At 45.9% G+C, this 17,685-nt stretch carries 16 protein-coding genes and 1 pseudogene; 12 read left to right on the top strand and 5 right to left on the bottom strand.

Annotation, left to right across the window (positions count from 1 at the left end; all coding sequences use genetic code 11):
• Nucleotides 1-43: 43 nt before the first annotated feature.
• From BM181_RS06895 to BM181_RS06840, 12 genes and pseudogenes are all read left to right on the top strand, one after another.
• Nucleotides 44-1,315: an S-layer homology domain-containing protein gene (locus tag BM181_RS06895; protein WP_075443278.1), complete on the top strand. Its 1,272-nt coding sequence runs from the start codon at nt 44-46 to the stop codon at nt 1,313-1,315.
• 255 nt (nt 1,316-1,570) lie between these two features.
• Entirely contained in the window at nt 1,571-2,758 is a 1,188-nt protein-coding gene (locus tag BM181_RS06890; protein WP_075443277.1) for an S-layer homology domain-containing protein, read from the top strand.
• Nucleotides 2,759-2,890: 132 nt separating this feature from the next.
• Nucleotides 2,891-4,051 carry a glycoside hydrolase family 3 N-terminal domain-containing protein gene (locus tag BM181_RS06885; RefSeq protein WP_075443276.1) on the top strand — a complete coding sequence of 387 codons (1,161 nt, stop codon included), beginning with the start codon at nt 2,891-2,893 and terminating at the stop codon, nt 4,049-4,051.
• 44 nt (nt 4,052-4,095) lie between these two features.
• Complete coding sequence (locus BM181_RS06880) at nt 4,096-4,653, top strand: DUF805 domain-containing protein (protein ID WP_075443274.1); 558 nt, start codon at nt 4,096-4,098, stop codon at nt 4,651-4,653.
• 145 nt (nt 4,654-4,798) lie between these two features.
• Nucleotides 4,799-5,866, top strand: a complete 1,068-nt coding sequence (locus tag BM181_RS06875; RefSeq protein ID WP_075443271.1) for an ATP-binding protein — start codon at nt 4,799-4,801, stop codon at nt 5,864-5,866.
• A 202-nt stretch (nt 5,867-6,068) separates the two neighbouring features.
• Nucleotides 6,069-7,415, top strand: coding sequence for an FRG domain-containing protein (locus BM181_RS06870; RefSeq protein ID WP_075443269.1), 1,347 nt, complete (start codon nt 6,069-6,071; stop codon nt 7,413-7,415).
• 188 nt (nt 7,416-7,603) lie between these two features.
• A pseudogene (locus tag BM181_RS06865) lies at nt 7,604-7,777 on the top strand (arsenate reductase/protein-tyrosine-phosphatase family protein); the annotation flags it as partial.
• Between the two features lie 29 nt (nt 7,778-7,806).
• The gene (locus tag BM181_RS06860) at nt 7,807-8,145 is read left to right on the top strand and encodes an SLC5/6 family protein (RefSeq protein WP_075443265.1); all 339 of its coding nucleotides are present in this window, start codon (nt 7,807-7,809) and stop codon (nt 8,143-8,145) included.
• A 554-nt stretch (nt 8,146-8,699) separates the two neighbouring features.
• A complete protein-coding gene (locus BM181_RS06855; protein WP_075443263.1) occupies nt 8,700-9,836 on the top strand; it encodes a glycoside hydrolase family 3 N-terminal domain-containing protein in 1,137 nt (378 codons plus the stop codon).
• A 32-nt stretch (nt 9,837-9,868) separates the two neighbouring features.
• Nucleotides 9,869-10,474 carry a protein adenylyltransferase Fic gene (gene fic, locus BM181_RS06850; protein WP_075443261.1) on the top strand — a complete coding sequence of 202 codons (606 nt, stop codon included), beginning with the start codon at nt 9,869-9,871 and terminating at the stop codon, nt 10,472-10,474.
• A complete protein-coding gene (locus BM181_RS15280; RefSeq protein WP_177207176.1) occupies nt 10,422-11,243 on the top strand; it encodes a hypothetical protein in 822 nt (273 codons plus the stop codon). Before fic ends, BM181_RS15280 begins: the two co-directional genes overlap by 53 nt.
• A 23-nt stretch (nt 11,244-11,266) precedes the next feature.
• Nucleotides 11,267-12,730: a hypothetical protein gene (locus BM181_RS06840; RefSeq protein WP_075443257.1), complete on the top strand. Its 1,464-nt coding sequence runs from the start codon at nt 11,267-11,269 to the stop codon at nt 12,728-12,730.
• A gap of 617 nt (nt 12,731-13,347) precedes the next feature.
• Here BM181_RS06840 and BM181_RS06830 read toward each other — a convergent pair.
• The 5 genes from BM181_RS06830 to BM181_RS06810 all read right to left on the bottom strand — a co-directional run bounded on the left by BM181_RS06830 (nt 13,348) and on the right by BM181_RS06810 (nt 17,471).
• Nucleotides 13,348-14,193, bottom strand: a complete 846-nt coding sequence (locus BM181_RS06830; protein ID WP_075443253.1) for a nucleotidyl transferase AbiEii/AbiGii toxin family protein — start codon at nt 14,191-14,193, stop codon at nt 13,348-13,350.
• Complete coding sequence (locus tag BM181_RS06825) at nt 14,193-14,792, bottom strand: type IV toxin-antitoxin system AbiEi family antitoxin domain-containing protein (RefSeq protein ID WP_256211315.1); 600 nt, start codon at nt 14,790-14,792, stop codon at nt 14,193-14,195. Before BM181_RS06825 ends, BM181_RS06830 begins: the two co-directional genes overlap by 1 nt.
• A gap of 137 nt (nt 14,793-14,929) precedes the next feature.
• Nucleotides 14,930-15,772 carry a MetQ/NlpA family ABC transporter substrate-binding protein gene (locus BM181_RS06820; RefSeq protein ID WP_075443249.1) on the bottom strand — a complete coding sequence of 281 codons (843 nt, stop codon included), beginning with the start codon at nt 15,770-15,772 and terminating at the stop codon, nt 14,930-14,932.
• A gap of 15 nt (nt 15,773-15,787) precedes the next feature.
• Entirely contained in the window at nt 15,788-16,441 is a 654-nt protein-coding gene (locus tag BM181_RS06815; protein ID WP_075443247.1) for a methionine ABC transporter permease, read from the bottom strand.
• Nucleotides 16,410-17,471: a methionine ABC transporter ATP-binding protein gene (locus tag BM181_RS06810; protein ID WP_075443245.1), complete on the bottom strand. Its 1,062-nt coding sequence runs from the start codon at nt 17,469-17,471 to the stop codon at nt 16,410-16,412. The genes BM181_RS06815 and BM181_RS06810 overlap by 32 nt, the downstream gene beginning before the upstream one ends.
• Nucleotides 17,472-17,685 lie beyond the last annotated feature (214 nt).

The raw sequence follows: 17,685 nt of genomic DNA, 5'->3' as shown, positions 1-17,685 counted from the left end.
GAATTGAACAAAAAATTCTATTTTACAGAAGGAGGAGTTTCTCATGAAGAAGACTCTCGTATCCGCTCTGACGACCGCTCTGGTTGTTGGCGCAGCTAGCACGACGTTTGCTGCTGCAAATCCGTTCTCCGATGTTCCGGCTGACCACTGGGCATATGATGCTGTTGCTCAGCTCGCTGCTGACGGTGTAATCGACGGTTATGGCGATGGCACGTACAAAGGCGACCGCAACATCACGCGTTATGAGATGGCTCAGATGGTAGCTAAAGCTATGGCTAAGAGCACGTCCGGCGCTGACAAAGCTCTCGTTGACAAACTCGCTGCTGAGTTCGCTGATGAGCTGAACAACCTCGGTGTTCGTGTTGCTAAACTCGAGCGCAATGCTGACATGGTAAAATGGAACGGCAAAGCTGAGTACACGATTTCCCGTTACAACGCTGGCAAAGCTGGCGATGAGCGCACGAACAACCTGACGTTCCGTCTCGAGCCGTCCGCTGAAGTTAACAATCACTGGCATGTAAATGCTCGTCTCGATGCTAATGTTAACCTCGCAAAGGATGAGGTTGAGGACGAAGGTTCGGTTAAACTCAAACGTGCATGGGCACAGGGCGACTACACGAACTTCACGGTAAAACTCGGTAAGTTCAGCTCCTACGATGATGACAGCATCTTTGATACGACGCATACTGGTGTTGAGGTTTCCTTCGGTAAGGAAGTTAAGGGCACGATTGGTTATGCTCGTTTAGATTCCGATAAGTTCACGAAATGGGCTACCGCTCCCGCCTACGGCGCACCGGCAAATTATGCCGACACCACGGCTGATCACCTGTATGCTGGCGTTGATTACGCAAAAGATAAGCTGAGCCTTGGTGCAAGCTATCACAACATTAAGGTTAAGGATATCGAGACTCCGGCTCGTTTCAGCGACAGCAATGGCATTTGGATGCTGAAAGCTGGCTACCAGTTCACGCCGAACGTCAATGTAAAAGGCTTCTATGCTCAGGGCAAAGAGGACTTCGTTGGCTCCCTTGAAAAGCAGAAAAAAGCTGGTGGCATTGAAGTCAACTACAAAGGCGCTCAGGCTGAGAACAAAGGCTCCTGGGGTGCTTGGGTTGCATACCGTCACCTCGGCAAAAATGCAGTTCCGTTCGGTACTTGGGATGTAACGCGCGTTGGCGAGAAAGACTTCGAGATCGGTGCTAACTACACGGTCTTCAAGAACGTCATCCTGACGGGTCGCTATGGCTTCGGTAAGGACCTCGCTACGGATGAGCGTACGTCCAACGCTTTCGGTCGCGTTGAGTTCCTGTTCTAATCTGACGGTTAGCAGAAGTTTACAAGCGAAAACAAAAGACCTCCGCAATTGCGGAGGTCTTTTTTGGTTGGAAAAAATTAAAAACAGGATAAAATTTCCTGGAAAATGTTGCGAAACTGAAAATTGTATGATAGGATAACCCTAAGTTCAGGACGAAACGATGGAAAAGCTGAGGAAACACGGACACTCATGCAGGATTCCTCGTCTAGGACTGAATGAAAATTCAATTCTATCTTACAGAAGGAGGAGTTTCTCATGAAGAAGACTCTCGTATCCGCTCTGACGACCGCTTTGGTTGTCGGCGCAGCCAGCACGACGTTTGCTGCTGCAAATCCGTTCTCCGATGTTCCGGCTGACCACTGGGCATATGATGCTGTTGCTCAGCTCGCTGCTGACGGTGTAATCGACGGCTATGGCGATGGCACGTACAGAGGCGACCGCAACATCACGCGTTATGAGATGGCTCAGATGGTAGCTAAGGCTATGGCTAAGAACCCGTCTGGCGCTGACAAGGCTCTCGTCGACAAACTCGCTGCTGAGTTCGCTGATGAGCTCAACAACCTCGGTGTCCGCGTTGCCAACCTCGAGCGCAACGCTGACATGGTAAAATGGAACGGCGAGGCTCGTTACACGATTTCCCGTTATAATCAGGAAGGCCGTGCTAACGATGACCACAAGAATGACCTGCTGCTCCGTCTTGAGCCGTCGGCTGAGGTCAACAACCATTGGCATGTAAAGGCACGTATCGATGCTAAGCTCAACATGGCAAAAGATGCACCGGACAGAGAAAACGACGATAAGCTCAGTATCAAACGCGTATGGGCACAGGGCGATTATGACAGATTCCAGGTGAAAATCGGTAAATTCGGTTCGCTGGACAATGACAATCTCTTCGATGTAAACCATACGGGTGTTGAGGTTACCTACGGCAAAGAGCTCAAAGGTACGCTTGGCTACGCACGTCTCAATCAGGGGGATTTGGCTAAACACCTTTATGTTGGTGCCAACTATGCAAAAAACAAGCTGAGCGCTGGTGCTAGCTATCATCGTTTCGATGAGGTAAATGGTGATGGTGATGGCCATGTATGGATTGTCAAAGCTGGATATAAGTTCCTGCCGACGCTGAATGCCAAGGCGTTCTATGCAAAATCCAACTCTGATGATCAGAACAAGTCTGCTGGTCTTGAGATAAACTATAAGGGTGCAAAAGCTGAAAACAAAGGCTCTTGGGGCGCTTGGGTTGCATACCGCCATATTGGCCGTGGAACTGCACCAAACCCGACTTGGGATGTAACGCGTGCTGGTGAGAAGGATTATGAGATCGGCGCTAACTACACGCTGTTCAAGAATGTCGTCCTTTCGGGCCGTTATGGCTTCGGTAAGACGATCGCTGGCGACCACAAGACGTCCAACGCGTTTGCTCGTGTACAGTTCTTCTTCTAATCAGAGAACTAAAAGCTTATATTGCGGATAAAAGCGGCCTGCTGGCTCGGAAGAGCCGGCAGGCTGCTTTTTGTAGATTTCATCTATATGTTTTGCTAGAATATAATAAGGAAAGAGGGGAGGATACTACGAATGTGGAATAAGAAATTCGCTGCTCTAATTGGCGGTATTGTTGTATTGGCAGTTGTGGGCGGGATCAGCTTCAGCAGTGGTTGGGATAAGAGCAACCAGAAAGCTGGCAATATAGTTAGCGAGAAGACGCTGGATGAAAAAGTGGATGCCATCGTGGACAAGATGACCTATAAGGAAAAACTGGGGCAGATGGTCATGATTGGCATCCATGGTACAGAGCTTAGCGATGATGCTGCCTATATGCTGAGCCAGTATCATATCGGCAATGTCATCTTGTTTGACCGCAATCTGCAGTCCCGCGAGCAGACTGCAAAGCTCACGGCTGACCTGCAGCGCTCGGCCAAAGAGAATGCGCATCAGCCAGTGCCGCTATTTATCGCTATCGATGAAGAGGGCGGACGGGTTGTCCGCGGGAGAAACTTCATCGAGCCGCCACCGTCCCAGCAGGAACTGGGAAATGCTGGCGAGACGACGGCTGTCGAGGCCTGGGCAAGAAAAACGGGAGCGGCGCTTAAAGATTTAGGCATCAATGTCAATTTTGCGCCCGTAGCGGATATTGGCTCGCAGGATACACGCTCCTATAGCAATGATCCCGATGCTGTCGTGAAATTCGTTAAAGCAGCGGCGCAGGGGTACGAGTCCTCGCGGGAAATCTATGCGCTCAAGCATTTCCCAGGCATCGGCCGCGGCACGGTCGACTCGCATAAGGATATTTCAAGCATCGATGTGACAGAAGATACGCTGTTTAAGTCCGACCTCAAGCCCTTCCAGGCGCTGATCGATGAGAAGGCCGACCAGGATTTCTTTATCTTGGTCTCACATCTGAAATATCCGCAGCTCGATAAGGAGAATGCAGCCAGCCAGTCCCATGCCATCGTGACCGGGCTTTTGCGTAAAAAGATGGGGTATAACGGTCTTATCATTACCGACGACCTCGAGATGGGAGCGGTAGCGAAATACGGCAGCTACCGCGATATCGGGGTCAAAGCCGTCAAAGCTGGCGTGGATATCGTCATGATGTGCCATGAGTATCCGCATGAAACCGACGTCTACCTCGGCCTGCTCGCAGCCTATGAGAATGGCGAATTGGATAAAGATCAGATTGATGCTTCTGTGCGGCGTATTGTCAAAGCAAAGCTGCGCAACGGCATTCCATACTGATAGAAGGAGTTTGAAAGGATAGCAAGAAAAAGGAGGAATGACCTATGGCAAGATTCTGTACAGCATGTGGAACGCAAGTGAAGGAAGGAACGAAATTCTGTTCGAAGTGCGGGGCTCCGTTGGCTGAGCCGGCTTCTGGGCAGCCACAGGATGCGCGGCCAGATAATGGCTATGGCAATTCAATGAACGGCGATATGAATAGTGCTCCCGGCTACAACCAGCAGCTTCAGCAGGGATGGTTCAAACGCAATTTCTGGACGACAGAAGGGCGCTTGAACCGTTGGGCATATTTTACGACCAGCCTCAAGCTTGGACTGATAACCCTCGTGGTATTGCTGATCTTAGCTGTAATCGGCGTCTTCATTGGAGGGGAAGACGGGGCTGTGGTGCTTGCTGGTTTAGGCTCGATTCCCTTTGTCGTAGCATCGTACTTTGTTTCTGCCCGCCGTTTGCATGATCTGGATAAGACTGGCTGGCTGTCATTGATTTTCCTCATTCCTTATGTCAATGTTCCTTGGGGAATATATTTGCTGTTTGCGAAAGGGACTGAGGGGCCGAATCAGTACGGCCCAGATCCTTTGCAGCAGCTGAACAATCGCTGATAAATCCGAAAACTAACGAGCCCCGCATTGGCGCAAAGCCATGCGGGCTCTTTTGCTGTGCGTCCGGGTGCACGCTGATTTATTACTTGCTTTCTTTCATTTCTTTTTTTTATAAGAAAGAGAAAGAAAGAGAAAGGAGCGGATTGTGGCCAATCGGGAAAAGAAGACCGTGATTGCCGTGGAAGTGGCTATTGGTTCTGCCCGGCCATACTATATTAAGGATAAAGGCTTAAAACCAAATGGAGTTTATGTACGTCGTGGGACTTCGTCGCAGCCGTTAAGTGAAGACGGTATCCGGGATATGATTGTAGAGTCCTATGGTAAATCTTATGAAACATGCCGCAGTCTTAACCAGGAGCTTACATTTGAGGTTTTTCAGAAAGAAATGGCTATACGGGACATGGAATGTGGAGCTGTGCAGATGCGTACCTTGCGTATGATTGGGGAGGACGGTCTTTATACCAATCTTGCGCTATTGATGTCTGACCAATGTGAGCATACGTTGAAAGTCGCTGTGTTCCAAGGAAGAGACGATGTCGTATTTCGTAATCATCAAGAGTTTAGAGGCTCGTTGCTGTCGCAGTTGGAAGATGGGTATGCTTTTCTGGATAAAAATATAGCTGTTAAGTCAACGATTGATAGTTTGCGGTGTAATGATAAGAGAGATTATCCTATGGCGGCAATCAGAGAAGCGTTACTCAACGCTATCATTCATCGTGATTATAGCTTCAATGGTAGTACACTGGTGAATATCTATGATGACAGAATTGAATTCTTGTCCTTAGGGGGACTCGTAACAGGGCTGTCTATGAAGGCCGTATTGATGGGCGTTTCCCAGTCACGTAATGCATGTTTGGCAAATGTTTTTTATAGGCTGAAACTGGTTGGTACAGGGATAAAACGTATCAAGGCATTATACAAAAATAGTGAGAAGCAGCCTGTTTTTGAATCAGCACAAGGGGCATTTAAGACCACGCTGTTTAATCTTAATATCGATGAGCAATCAGAAAAAGTGATATCCTATCAACCAGAGACCGAAAAAGAAATTGTAATGGGGCTTGTGAAAAGACAAGGCAGCATTACCCGTAAGGATGTGGAGGCAGCATTGTCAGTAGGAACTACCAAAGCATATTCAATATTAGCGAAGATGTGTGATGAAGGGGCCCTGATTATGCAGAAGGCAGGCAATAGAACGCAGTACATTCGCGCTTAATGCGGAGAGGAGATTACAAGAGCTTTTAGGTTAAAATTGGTAAGTTCGGCAACTAGGTTGCTGATGATGTAGTATTCGATGCCCCCGTTCTCTGGTGCTGAGGTATCTTTCGACTCGAAATTATACTTGTAAGATTGTTTTTGTGCTAATGATGAAAAGAACATGGATATAAAATGTATTAACTGGGGAGGCAGGTTGAATCTTGGGGATAGAAAATGTTGATAAAAATGGTGGCGTAATCCAGTATATAAAAATAATAGAGGCGCTGAGAAGCGATGATAAAATAAAAGTATATCGCGGCGAAACAAGCGATCATGGAGATACTGCATGCCAACCCAATATATTTCGCGACGGATATATAGATAATGACGAAAAGATTGAGAAAAGCATTCTAGATGAAATGACGGCAAATCATTTAGTGGAAGGCGATTCATATTTAGAAAAAGCTATTAATGCACAACATGGAGGCTTTCCTAGTAGATTATTAGATGTGTCATACAATTCATTAGTAGCTTTGTTTTTTGCAACAACACCGTTTTACAATAAGGAAATTACTTCCTCGGATGATAAGGCTGGATATGTGTATGTTTTTTCGCTGAATGAGATGTTTTGTCCAGTTGGAAATGGAATACAAGAAAACTACAAAGCATTGATATCTGACAAATATAAGTGGTTTTCTAAAACAACTCTGTTTAATAGAAATTTTAAATTAATTGATCACATTAAGACAAATCCAAGAATAATTGCGCAACAAGGTGCATTTATTCTTTTTCAAGGTGTAGATGCTCGGAGAATACCGGGGAATTTGTATACTAAAATTAAAGTGAAAAAAGAAGCAAAGCCACAGATTAGAAAGCAGCTTAAGGATTTGTTCAATATTCATATGGGTACTATTTATCCTGAGGGGGATAATTTAGTAGATGAAATAATTAGTAAAAGGAAGGTGGCCAATAATATGTCATTTTGTTTAAAGAATGAGATTATGATAACAATGAGATCATTAAAAAATGATATAGATCGGTTGTTGTGCATGTTTTTATCTAATAAAGAGGATCATATTGTAAAAGAATTCGAACATATACTTTATTGGTATAAGATGGGGATCTTACAATTGGGAAGTGGTGATAATGATACAGAAAAGAAACTCATAAAGAATTTTATACAGAATTATAATTTGTGTATTGATGGTTCTATAGCTAAGCTTGAGAGAATAAAAAAGAATGTATTTGTCAATAAAGAAGAATTGATAATAAATGAGGAGGCGTTGCTTGCACTTTTAAATAAAGACTCTGGAGATATAGTTATAACTTCGGATGATCTAAATATAGGAGATTCTAAAAATATCATATTCTATGAACCTTTCAAGATTCACAAGAGAAGTAGTGAAATGCCTAGTGGGGAATATAAAATTGAAGATTTTGTAAAAATAACTGCGATGTATTTGCTTCAAGAACCAGGATCAGCAAGGTCATCAAAAGGGAAATACTTAAAAAACGACTTGTATTGGAATCGATTGAAGTTAAGCGATAGTGAAAAGATTGATATTTGACGGGGTTACACCGGATGACGGTATTTTAGTTGCAACAAAGCATCCGGATTCCGTAAAAATTTTAATTCAAAATGTAAATACAATGAAAGATGCAAATGGGAACAATTATCATCTCGAGACAAAAACGTGGTTTGAGTTAGGATTGGATGTAGACTAAGCACGATAAGGAGTATTGGAGATGAAAAAAAATATTATTCGTCTGCCATGGCAATATTTGCCGGTCGACGATGGCGGAGTTTGTGATGAAGGATATGGTGGTAAAGGCTGGGCTTACGGGGGAGATTCTCGTGGAGTCGAAGGCCTGCCGCACGGATGAGATTGGCAGTGACATGCATCCGGGGACGAAGCGGGTGCTGCGCGCATAGCGTGCAGCTTACACCGCGACACTATCATGGCTGGCCTTATCATTTTCCCGGCCTGTTTTGCCTATGGCGTCGACCCGGCCAGCGGCCCGAATCTCTTATTCATCTCGCTGCCGAACGTGTTCAATGCGATGCCGCTTGGCCGCCTTTGGGGCACGATGTTCTTCTTGTTCATGACGTTTGCCTCGATGTCGACGGTCATTGCGGTATTCGAGAACCTCATCGTCTGTTTCTTCGAGCTGTTGCATAAGGATCGCCGGACAATCATCCGCTGGGGTATACCGGTTATCATCCTACTGTCGCTGCCATGCGTGCTCGAATTCAACGTCTGGAGCGGATTCCAGCCGCTAGGGCCGGGCTCGGGATAACTTCATCAAGGAGGCCAATACCGGCAAGGGTATGGCCTTCCCGACCTGCGTGCGGTTCTATGTCACGTGGATCTTGCCGCTTATCGTACTCGTTATTTTTGTCAACGGGTATTATGCGCTGTTCTTCAGCAAATAAAGGTAAAGGAAACGCCGGGCCGAAACCATTTAATTTGTGGTTTCGGCCCGGCGTTTTGTGTTATAATATTCGTGGTGCTATCACACAGGAAGCGGTTAGCCCTCTGCGGAGGGACTGTGACCCTCCGATGACATAGAGTCCCCTTGGGGAAATATGCAAGAGGAGGGATGTCGTATGACAATAGAGTCAATGTTAGCTGTAACAGGCTATACGATTGCCGTCTTTAGTTTTGGCTATATGATTGGTAAAGACTTGAACACACGAAAATAACCGCCCCATGTCTGGAAAACTAGGCGGTTAATTCGTACATTATATGTTCGGGCTGACTGTTCCCGTGTATAGCATCTTTTCTATACTCATTATACCAAGATGTTTTTTTTTCGTCAATGAAGAACAATATTAATCGAGGGATAAAGCAATGAAGCGTAATAAATGGATAAAGAGCCTGGCTATGGGGCTTATATCGCTGGGGGTGGCCGTCACTGTAGGCTGTGGCCAGGGGGCGAATAAGGCTGCTGAGAAGCCGCAGACGCTTGATGACAAGGTTGATGCTATTGTCGCCAATATGAGCTATAAGGAAAAGCTCGGGCAGATGGTGATGATAGGCATTCATGGCACGGAACTCACTGATGATGCCAACTACATGCTGAGCCAGTATCATATCGGCAATATCATCCTGTTTGACCGCAACCTGCAGACGGCTGAGCAGACGGTCAAGCTTACCGCTGACCTGCAGCAGGCGGCAAGCGATGCGGGGCAGCTTGTGCCGCTTTTTATCGGCATTGATGAAGAGGGTGGCCCTGTTTCGCGGGGTAAGGGCTTTATCGAGCCACCGCCGTCGCAGCGGGTGCTGGGAGCGGCGCAGGACACCGTGGCCGCCGAGTCCTGGGCACGCAAGACTGGTGAGCAGCTGCGAAAGCTGGGCATCAATGTGAACTTCGCGCCGGTGGCTGACCTTGGCGCGGCAAGTGAGCGTTCCTATGGGGCTGACCCTGAGCAGGCAACGAAGATGCTCAAGGCTGCAACACAGGGCTATGAGGAGTCCCATGTCATCTACGCGCTCAAACATTTTCCCGGTATCGGCCGCGGGACAGTCGACTCGCATCAAGATGTTTCGGCCATCGACATCAGCAGGGAAGAGCTCCGTAATACGGACCTCAAGCCATTCCAGGCCATTATCGATCGAGATACCGACGATGACTTTTTCGTACTCGTCTCACATCTGAAGTATCCGCAGCTTGATGCGAAGAACTCGGCCAGCCAGTCGCGCGCCATCATCACAGACCTGCTGCGTGGTGAGATGGGCTATCAAGGCCTTATCATCACGGATGACCTTGAGATGGGGGCGGTGGCTAAGCACGGCAGCTTCCGGCAGCTCGGCGTCAATGCCGTCAAGGCTGGCGCCGATATGGTCATGATCTGCCATGAGTATGAGCATGAGACCGAAATCTACCTAGGCCTGCTCGAAGCATATGAAAACGGCGAGCTGGACAAGGGCCAGATCGATGCGTCAGTAAAACGCATCGTCAAGGCTAAGCTGCTACATCAGAATTAAGGATAATATATGGGTGAAAGCAGGTGGATAAAGTGACTTTAGAAAATAAACTGGGCCTTACCGATGCGATAGAGCTTGCCCATGCCGAAGAGCGTTTGACTAAGAAGCGGGCATTGGAACTATATGACAAGAAAATACTTGACCAGTATGAGGTCGGTACCTTTGCTGGTTTACAGCAAATCCATGGTTATCTTTTCCAGGATGTCTACGAATTTGCTGGTAAGATGCGAACGGTAAACATCGCCAAGGGGAATTTTCGCTTTGCCCCGGTTTTGTATCTGGATGAAGCCTTGAAAAGCATCGACAAGATGCCACAGGATACGTTCGAGGCCATTGTTGAGAAATATGTCGAGATGAATGTCGCGCACCCCTTCCGCGAAGGCAACGGACGCAGTACGCGCATCTGGCTCGATAATATCCTGCGACGGGAAATCGGCCGGGTCATTGACTGGAGTATGGTCGATAAGGAAGATTACCTGCTGGCCATGGAACGAAGCCCTGTGCGGGATAAAGAAATAAAATCCCTGCTGAAAGAAGCCCTGACTGATAAGATAGACGATCGGCAGGTATATATGAAGGGTATCGATGCCTCCTACCGGTATGAGGGATATAGTACATATCGGACAGAGGATATATAATTCAAAAACCTGTGGTTGGGAAATTGGCATAAAAGGCATAATAAAACCAGCAGGATATTTTCTATGTTGCTATGCCAAACATGTGTCGAGTATCTTCTTTTATAAAACTGTATATATTGTTGAGGCTTTATGTAATATTGGAGGTGTTTTAATGCTTGATGAAAAAGAATGTTTTTTTAAGGTTGCGGAATCTTTAAAAAAATATAGAAGAGCAGAATTGAAAAACGAAGATGGAAAGAGTGTATTAGATGATATGTATGTTGATTTATTGGAAGGAGATTTAGTATTAAATAAGTGTTTGCTTGATAATACAACTTATTTGATTGGAAGAAAGGGGACTGGAAAATCTACAATTTTCCTTAAATTAGAGGAGGAATACAGGAAAAGAAAAGGATATTTTCCTTGTTACATAGATGCAAAAACAATTTTTGAATCTTCAAAATCACAATCGATAGGGATGGATGATGTTATTTTACAGCCTATGGATAAAACGACTGTTGATAAGTATCTTGTTGCAAGAGAATTTATTGGTGAAGTTTTATCTAGAATATATGTTGAGATTGATAATCAGCGAAAAACAGTTTTTCAAAAAATAAAAAATTCAATAATAGGGGATAAGAATGAAAAGCTAAAAAATGAGATTGATAATTTAAAAAGAAGTATAAAGGAAAACAAAGAGATAAGAGAAATAACGCTTCCAGGGATTATACAGGTAAAAAAACGGTTGAGAAATCAAATGGAGAAACTCAAAAAAAGGAGGGGAATATAGGCGTTAATGCTGATGTATGTTCATTGCCAAAAGTTGCAGCAAAAGCAGCAGTTATGGATGAGTGGATGTGTGAAAATACTAACAATATTGAAAAGGAATTATCAGAAAATTTACTAAGGGTGTTCGAGGTCAAAAAAGTAATAGAGTCTCTACAAAATATACTAAATAATATTGGGATATCACATTTAGTAATAATGCTTGATGATGTTTCAGAGATAGATGATAGCGCGTTAAAAATGTTTATTGATACGATAGTAGCACCACTGAATAATTGGTCAAATGAATTTATTAAGTTTAAAATAGCATTTTATCCCAATAGAGTGTATAACGGAAAGATAGATCCTGGAAAAATTGATATAATTAATTTGGATTTTTATAATTTGTATTCGGAGTTTGATGTGAATAAAATGGAGGAAAATGCTGCGGGGTTTACAAAACGATTGCTTGATAATAGGTTTAAGTATTACAATATAGATTTGTTAGACTTTATAGATGATAAAATGTCTGCGAATGAAGTGTATTCATTATTTTTTAAAACGTCTATGAATGTTCCGAGAATTATTGGGTATCTTTTGTCATATTTGCATCAAAGCAATGTGATATATGATAAAAAAATAGGTAAGTTAGATATCGAGAATGCAGCGATGAAGTATTATGAAAAAAATATAGAGGCTTTTTTTGATGCTAGTACATATTGTCTTTTATCATTGGAAGAAAAAAGAGATGTTGAACAATTGAATAAATTAAAAAATGCAATCGTAGAAAAAGCGAAGGGGATAAAAAGGCAAATTTTAAGTGGGGAATTATCAGGTGAATATAGTAAGATGTTTCCGTGTTCGAGTCATTTTCATGTTTTGCAAGAAGAAGGTAAATATCTAGCGTCGTTAGAGTTGAACCATTTTATTTCAAAATATGAAGAATTGTCTAATAAAGATGGAAAAAAAGTAAATGTTTATTGTTTGAATTATGGGCTTGCGAAAAAGAATAACATAATCTGGGGAAAACCTAGTGGTGGCGAATATAGTAAGTATTTTGTAGGTAGACCTTTTAATTATAGCAGCTTGATATTAAATCAATTACGAGAATTAAAGAAAATACATTGTACTAATGAACAGTGTGGACGAATCTTTTCAGAACAGGATTTGACAGGGCTGGAATTTACTAAATTTAAATGCCCGAACTGTAATGGCAAGGTTATTATTGAGACAATAATAGATGATGAATTCTTGGACGATGAAGATAATATTGGACAGTTGAGAAAATTGACCGTGAACGAATTAAAGATAGTGATAGAATTAAATGATAAGAACGATTATGTTTTTGCGAAGGATTTGGCAGGCGAGGTTGATATGAGCCCACAATCAATAGGCTGGGTGGCGAAGAAGTTGGCTAATGATCATATTGTGGAAAGAAAGAAAAAAGGTCAGCTGTATGGATATATATTAACTGATTATGGACGCAGTTATTGCAAAAAAAGAATGTCATGATTAAGAAAATGTAAATCGAGTATATGCTGGTTTTAATAGTGTAAATTTAAGTGTATAAGTTAACGGTAATCAAAAACTACGCATTTATTGGGGGCAGTTTCTACAGAATGACGTTAAGGACGAATTTGGTCCTAGGATAGAGGCTATGCTACAAGGTTAAATGGATGTATCTAGGATACACCTCTAATGACCATGGCAGAAGAAATACCAACAATTGCCGCAATAGTCATATTGATAAGAATGTACAAAGCGACTTTAGCGAAGTCTCGGTTAGTCTCCCCTGTGACAAGGATGGGGCCCTTGAGCCACAGGTCGTTCTATTTATTCATATTGGTAGACTATTTTTTGCCTTTATTCGGCATGAATATGAAACGAAAGACTGTGTCGTCTATGTAATTCTTTGCTATGATTTTGATGGAATAAAAGAGGTTTTAGGTTTGTAGATTAGTGGTACTAAAAGAAAGCGTAATAGGATGCAGAGATTTGACGAAATCAAGGTTTGGGTGCAGAAAATGTGGCGTTCATCAGCATGGATGATGTTTTTTGATTGGAAAAATCATCTTGGATTCGTGGGCGCATGGGGAAATTGGAAGCATGTGGAACAGATTTTTTCACAATCATTTTATGTTAATTGATTTGCATATTTTCACTAAAGTAAGCATAATATCCTCGTAGGAAATATCCGTGGCGTAGGTGTATTTTTTCTGATAGGATTTCCAGAGATGTCTCAGATTATCATCTTGCTGTATTTTTGTGAGTATCTGGGGAGCATTTTCGATAAGATTTTCGGTGTTTCGCTTGGCACAGGTGGCTATGAATGCGGATTTTAGTGTGGCAGTGTCAATCTTGTCATGGTAAATCCTGGAGAGTTCGTATAGGTCATAGAAGTCTCTCATCCGCGTGTTCAGCAGGCCACGGGATAGAACGGTTTGAATTTTTTCGGATAGCAAGGTTTCCAGGTTATATGACCATAGCAGAATAGAGCGGTCTTCTATAAGTAGTTTGTACTGATGGTATATTTCGCGTGGCGTGATAATATCGCCGGTGGAGATGTCTATTTTCATGGGAACGGGCATATTGCCGAGAAATGCGTTCAGTGTAATACGGATGCCGGGATAATCCATTTCATCCATTATTTGGCTTAGTTGTTTTATTTGGAATTTCACATCGTCTTGCAAGTCAATGGCGCATATTTCCCTGACAATCCGGTGGATGTCTTCATCGGACAAATTCAGATTCTTTATGGTGGTGTCGATGTCCATGGTGGAGCGCAGGGCCACGCCAATAAGGGATGTTACAAGTATGCCGCCTTTGATAATGAAGTTGTCTCGGTATTTTGAGGCAGATATCCTTTCCAAGAAACGTTCCATCATGTACAGGCGCATGAGAGTACGGGCATCTGCATGATGTTGGGTGGCAAGGTTTTTTAGGCGGCCTTTTAGTTGGGCTGGGCTGAGTTTCATTACAAAAGCATCTCCATAAATTGTCGTATTAATTTTTCTACGCGAAAGAGGGGGGCATAAGTCATTAGCTTGTTAAAGTCTTTATCGGGGTGGCGGGTGTAGTTTTTTAAGGCTGTATGGAAGTCTTGAATTTCAAAATTGCTTCGGTTACGTACAAGGTCGCAAATGGTTCGTTCTAGGTCATAGATGGGAATCATATGTCCGAAAGAATTTTTATATTCGGTTCGGCCTATGTTAAGTAATTCCTTTTTTACGGTGAAGACTTTTATTCTGGATGCTTTGAGCTTTTGAGTATTATAGCCGGAATAGATGGTTATGGTTTGTTCCATAGGTTCACGGTCGATGAGGTCATAGTAGAAAAGTGCCTCATCATGGGAGAAAACGGCCTGTGGACACCTCTGGTGCAAGATGAAGGCACTATCTTCCCAGGCCTCGGGGGCGAGATATACTCCTTGTGCGACTTTCTTAAAGTGGTTATCTGCAACAAAGCGGTAGAAGTTGTCTTTTTTTATGCCGCTACGGAGAGCTTTTTTGGTCAGCAGGAGACCGGAGCCATCAATAAAACGTGCAATTGTTTTCATATCATCACCAACTTTCATGCTTATATCATATACTAAATAAGCACGAAAGTCGATGGGCTTGTCGTTAGACGATGGTCATAAAAAACGCCGGACGGAATCCACTGGATTGTGGTTTCCGTCCGGCGTTTTGTTATGGTTTCTGTCACTGTCGTGGCTTAGAATGCCGGGACGACGGCGCCTTTGTATTTATCGTTGATGAAGGCTTTGACTTCCGGGCTCTGGAGGGCCTTGATGAGGGCCTGGATTTCCGGGCGGTCTTTGTCGCCTTCACGTACGGCAAGGATGTTGACGTACGGGGAGGTGCTGTCCTCCATGATCAGCGCGTCTTTGGTCGGGACGAGGTTTACCTGCATCGCGTAGTTCGTGTTGATGACGGCAGCGTCAACATCTTCGAGCGTACGCGGAACCTGGGCAGCCTCGACTTCCTGGAATTTGAAGTTATGCGTGTTCTCAGCGATATCCTGGACCGTAGCCTTTTCACCGACGCCGTCCTTGAGCTTCAGGAGGCCTGCCTTCTGGAGCAGCAGCAGGGCGCGGCCGCCGTTGGTCGGGTCGTTCGGGATGGCGATGGAGGCACCGTCTTTGAGCTCCTTGAGGTCTTTGACCTTCTTGGAGTAGATGCCCATCGGCTCGATATGGATGCCAGCGGCGTTCACGAGCTTGACTTCCTTATGCTCTTCCATGAAGTTCTTGAGATACGGCTCGTGCTGGAAGAAGTTGGCGTCAAGTTCCTTGTCGTTGAGGGCCAGGTTCGGCTGGACGTAGTCGTTGAACTCGACGATATCGAGCTTGATGCCGTCCTTTTCCAAGAGCGGTTTGACGACCTCGAGAATCTCGGCATGCGGGACGGCCGTAGCGCCGACTTTTAGCGTCTTCATGCCCGAGGAGTTCTGGGCGACAGCGTCCGTCCCCGAGCTCGTGCTATTGCTGCCGCCGCAGCCGGCAAAGGCCAGCGCTGCGACCATGAGCGCACCGATGAGTGATACGATTTTCTTCATAAATAATTCCCCCTTTTATTTCTTATCCAGCTTGCGGGCAAGTGTGTTGCCGATGAATTGGACAAGCTGGACGAGTACGATGAGAATGACGACCGTGGCAATCATGACTTCCGGACGGAAGCGCTGGTAGCCGTAGCGGATGGCGAGGTCACCAAGACCGCCGCCGCCGATGGCACCGGCCATGGCCGATTCGCCGACGAGGCTGATGATGACGGTCGTAAGCTGGGCGGTGATGCTGGCCAGCGACTCTGGCAGCAGGACCTTCCAGATGATCTGGAACGGCGTGGCGCCCATGGACTGCGCGGCTTCGATGAGGCCGTAGGGAACCTCTTTGAGGGAGGTCTCGACCTGGCGCCCGATGAACGGGATCGAGGCGATGACGAGTGGTACCATGGCCGCTGTCGTGCCGATCGCGCTGCCGACGATGGCGCGCGTCAGCGGGATGATGGCGACCATCAGGATGATGAAAGGAATCGAGCGGATGGCGTTGACAATCGAGCCGAGCACGCGGTTGAACGCCGGTGCGGCCAGGATCTGTCCCTTGCCCGTCGTATGCAGCAGCACGCCGAGCGGCACGCCGATGACAGAGGCGATGACCATCGAGACGGCGACCATATAGACTGTCTCGCCCAGGGCCTTAGACAGCAGTGGTATCATGTCTGCGGACATAGCCAATCACCTCCTCCTTGAGTTCCTTGGTGCGCAGGTATTCCAGCGCTGCCTGTACGCGCTCGTGCGGGCCGGTAAGCCCCACGATCATGCGGCCGAAAGGCGTGGCACGGATCTGGTCGAGATTGCCGAAGAGCATGGTCGTCTCGACGTCGGGAAATTTCCTTATCATGCCGGCCAGCACCGGATCGTCGGCGCTCTCGCCGATGAAGGTCAGCCGTACCAAAAGATAGGCATCCTCGATGGGCTCAGCCGAAATCCTGCCGCCGCGGAAAGCCGCTGGCAGGTCATTGGAGAGCAGCACGCTGATGAATTCCTTCGTGATCGGCTGCTGCGGGTTCGTGAAGATGTCGATGACTGAGCCTTGCTCGGCGATGACGCCCTGGTCGATGACTGCGACCTTGTCGCAGATGTCCTTGATGACCTGCATCTCATGCGTGATGACCACGACGGTCAGCTGCAGCTTGCGGTTGATAGCGCGGATGAGCTCGAGGATGGCCTTGGTCGTCTGCGGGTCAAGGGCACTCGTGGCCTCGTCGCAGAGCAGTACCTTCGGTTCGCTGGCGAGCGCGCGGGCGATGCCGACGCGCTGCTTCTGGCCGCCAGAGAGCTGCGACGGATACTGGCTGGCCTTAGCCTCAAGCCCCACGAGTTTCAACAGCGGCTCGACCTTCTGGCGGATTTTATTCGCTGGCATCCCCGAAAGCTTCAGCGGAAAGGCGATATTCTCGTAGACCGTTGCCGACGAGAGCAGGTTGAAATGCTGGAAAATCATGCCGATGTCCTTGCGGGTCTTTCGCAGCTCGGCCGCATCCATTGCCGTAAGCTCCTTGCCGTCGACGAATACCTGCCCGGCCGTCGGCCGCTCGAGCATGTTGATACAGCGCACGAGCGTCGATTTGCCCGCGCCGGATAGGCCGATGATGCCGAAAATCTCACCGCGCGCAATCTCAAGGTCGATGCCTTTGAGCGCTGCGACCGGCCCGGCGGGGCTGTCATAAGTCTTCTCTATATGAGAGAGCTTAATCATAAGCGTCTTCCTCCCAATTCCTAGTATTATTATATGTTTTACATAATAACGCATAGTTGACAGATTGTCAATCACAAAGTGTACTGTCTTGACAACATATGCACTGCCACAACACATTATACCACGAAGCGCTGCCTGGCATAAAAGTATTTTTTGTTGGCAGGAAATAGCGGGAGGCTTAACGAAATCTCAAGGTACACAATGTGTAAGGACT

The sequence above is a fragment of the Pseudoselenomonas ruminantium genome, assembly GCF_900113715.1.
Classification (GTDB): domain Bacteria; phylum Bacillota; class Negativicutes; order Selenomonadales; family Selenomonadaceae; genus Selenomonas_A; species Selenomonas_A caprae.
Note: the sequence above shows the minus strand (reverse complement) of the source record. Positions and strands in the feature narration are given on the sequence as shown.

Coding starts and splice junctions, on each gene's coding strand:
- BM181_RS06895 (WP_075443278.1), top strand. CDS start 44: ATGAAGAAGACTCTCGTATCCGCTCTGACGACCGCTCTGGTTGTTGGC.
- BM181_RS06890 (WP_075443277.1), top strand. CDS start 1,571: ATGAAGAAGACTCTCGTATCCGCTCTGACGACCGCTTTGGTTGTCGGC.
- BM181_RS06885 (WP_075443276.1), top strand. CDS start 2,891: ATGTGGAATAAGAAATTCGCTGCTCTAATTGGCGGTATTGTTGTATTG.
- BM181_RS06880 (WP_075443274.1), top strand. CDS start 4,096: ATGGCAAGATTCTGTACAGCATGTGGAACGCAAGTGAAGGAAGGAACG.
- BM181_RS06860 (WP_075443265.1), top strand. CDS start 7,807: ATGGCTGGCCTTATCATTTTCCCGGCCTGTTTTGCCTATGGCGTCGAC.
- BM181_RS06855 (WP_075443263.1), top strand. CDS start 8,700: ATGAAGCGTAATAAATGGATAAAGAGCCTGGCTATGGGGCTTATATCG.
- BM181_RS15280 (WP_177207176.1), top strand. CDS start 10,422: ATGCCTCCTACCGGTATGAGGGATATAGTACATATCGGACAGAGGATA.
- BM181_RS06830 (WP_075443253.1), bottom strand. CDS start 14,193: ATGAAACTCAGCCCAGCCCAACTAAAAGGCCGCCTAAAAAACCTTGCC.
- BM181_RS06825 (WP_256211315.1), bottom strand. CDS start 14,792: ATGAAAGTTGGTGATGATATGAAAACAATTGCACGTTTTATTGATGGC.
- BM181_RS06820 (WP_075443249.1), bottom strand. CDS start 15,772: ATGAAGAAAATCGTATCACTCATCGGTGCGCTCATGGTCGCAGCGCTG.
- BM181_RS06815 (WP_075443247.1), bottom strand. CDS start 16,441: ATGTCCGCAGACATGATACCACTGCTGTCTAAGGCCCTGGGCGAGACA.
- BM181_RS06810 (WP_075443245.1), bottom strand. CDS start 17,471: ATGATTAAGCTCTCTCATATAGAGAAGACTTATGACAGCCCCGCCGGG.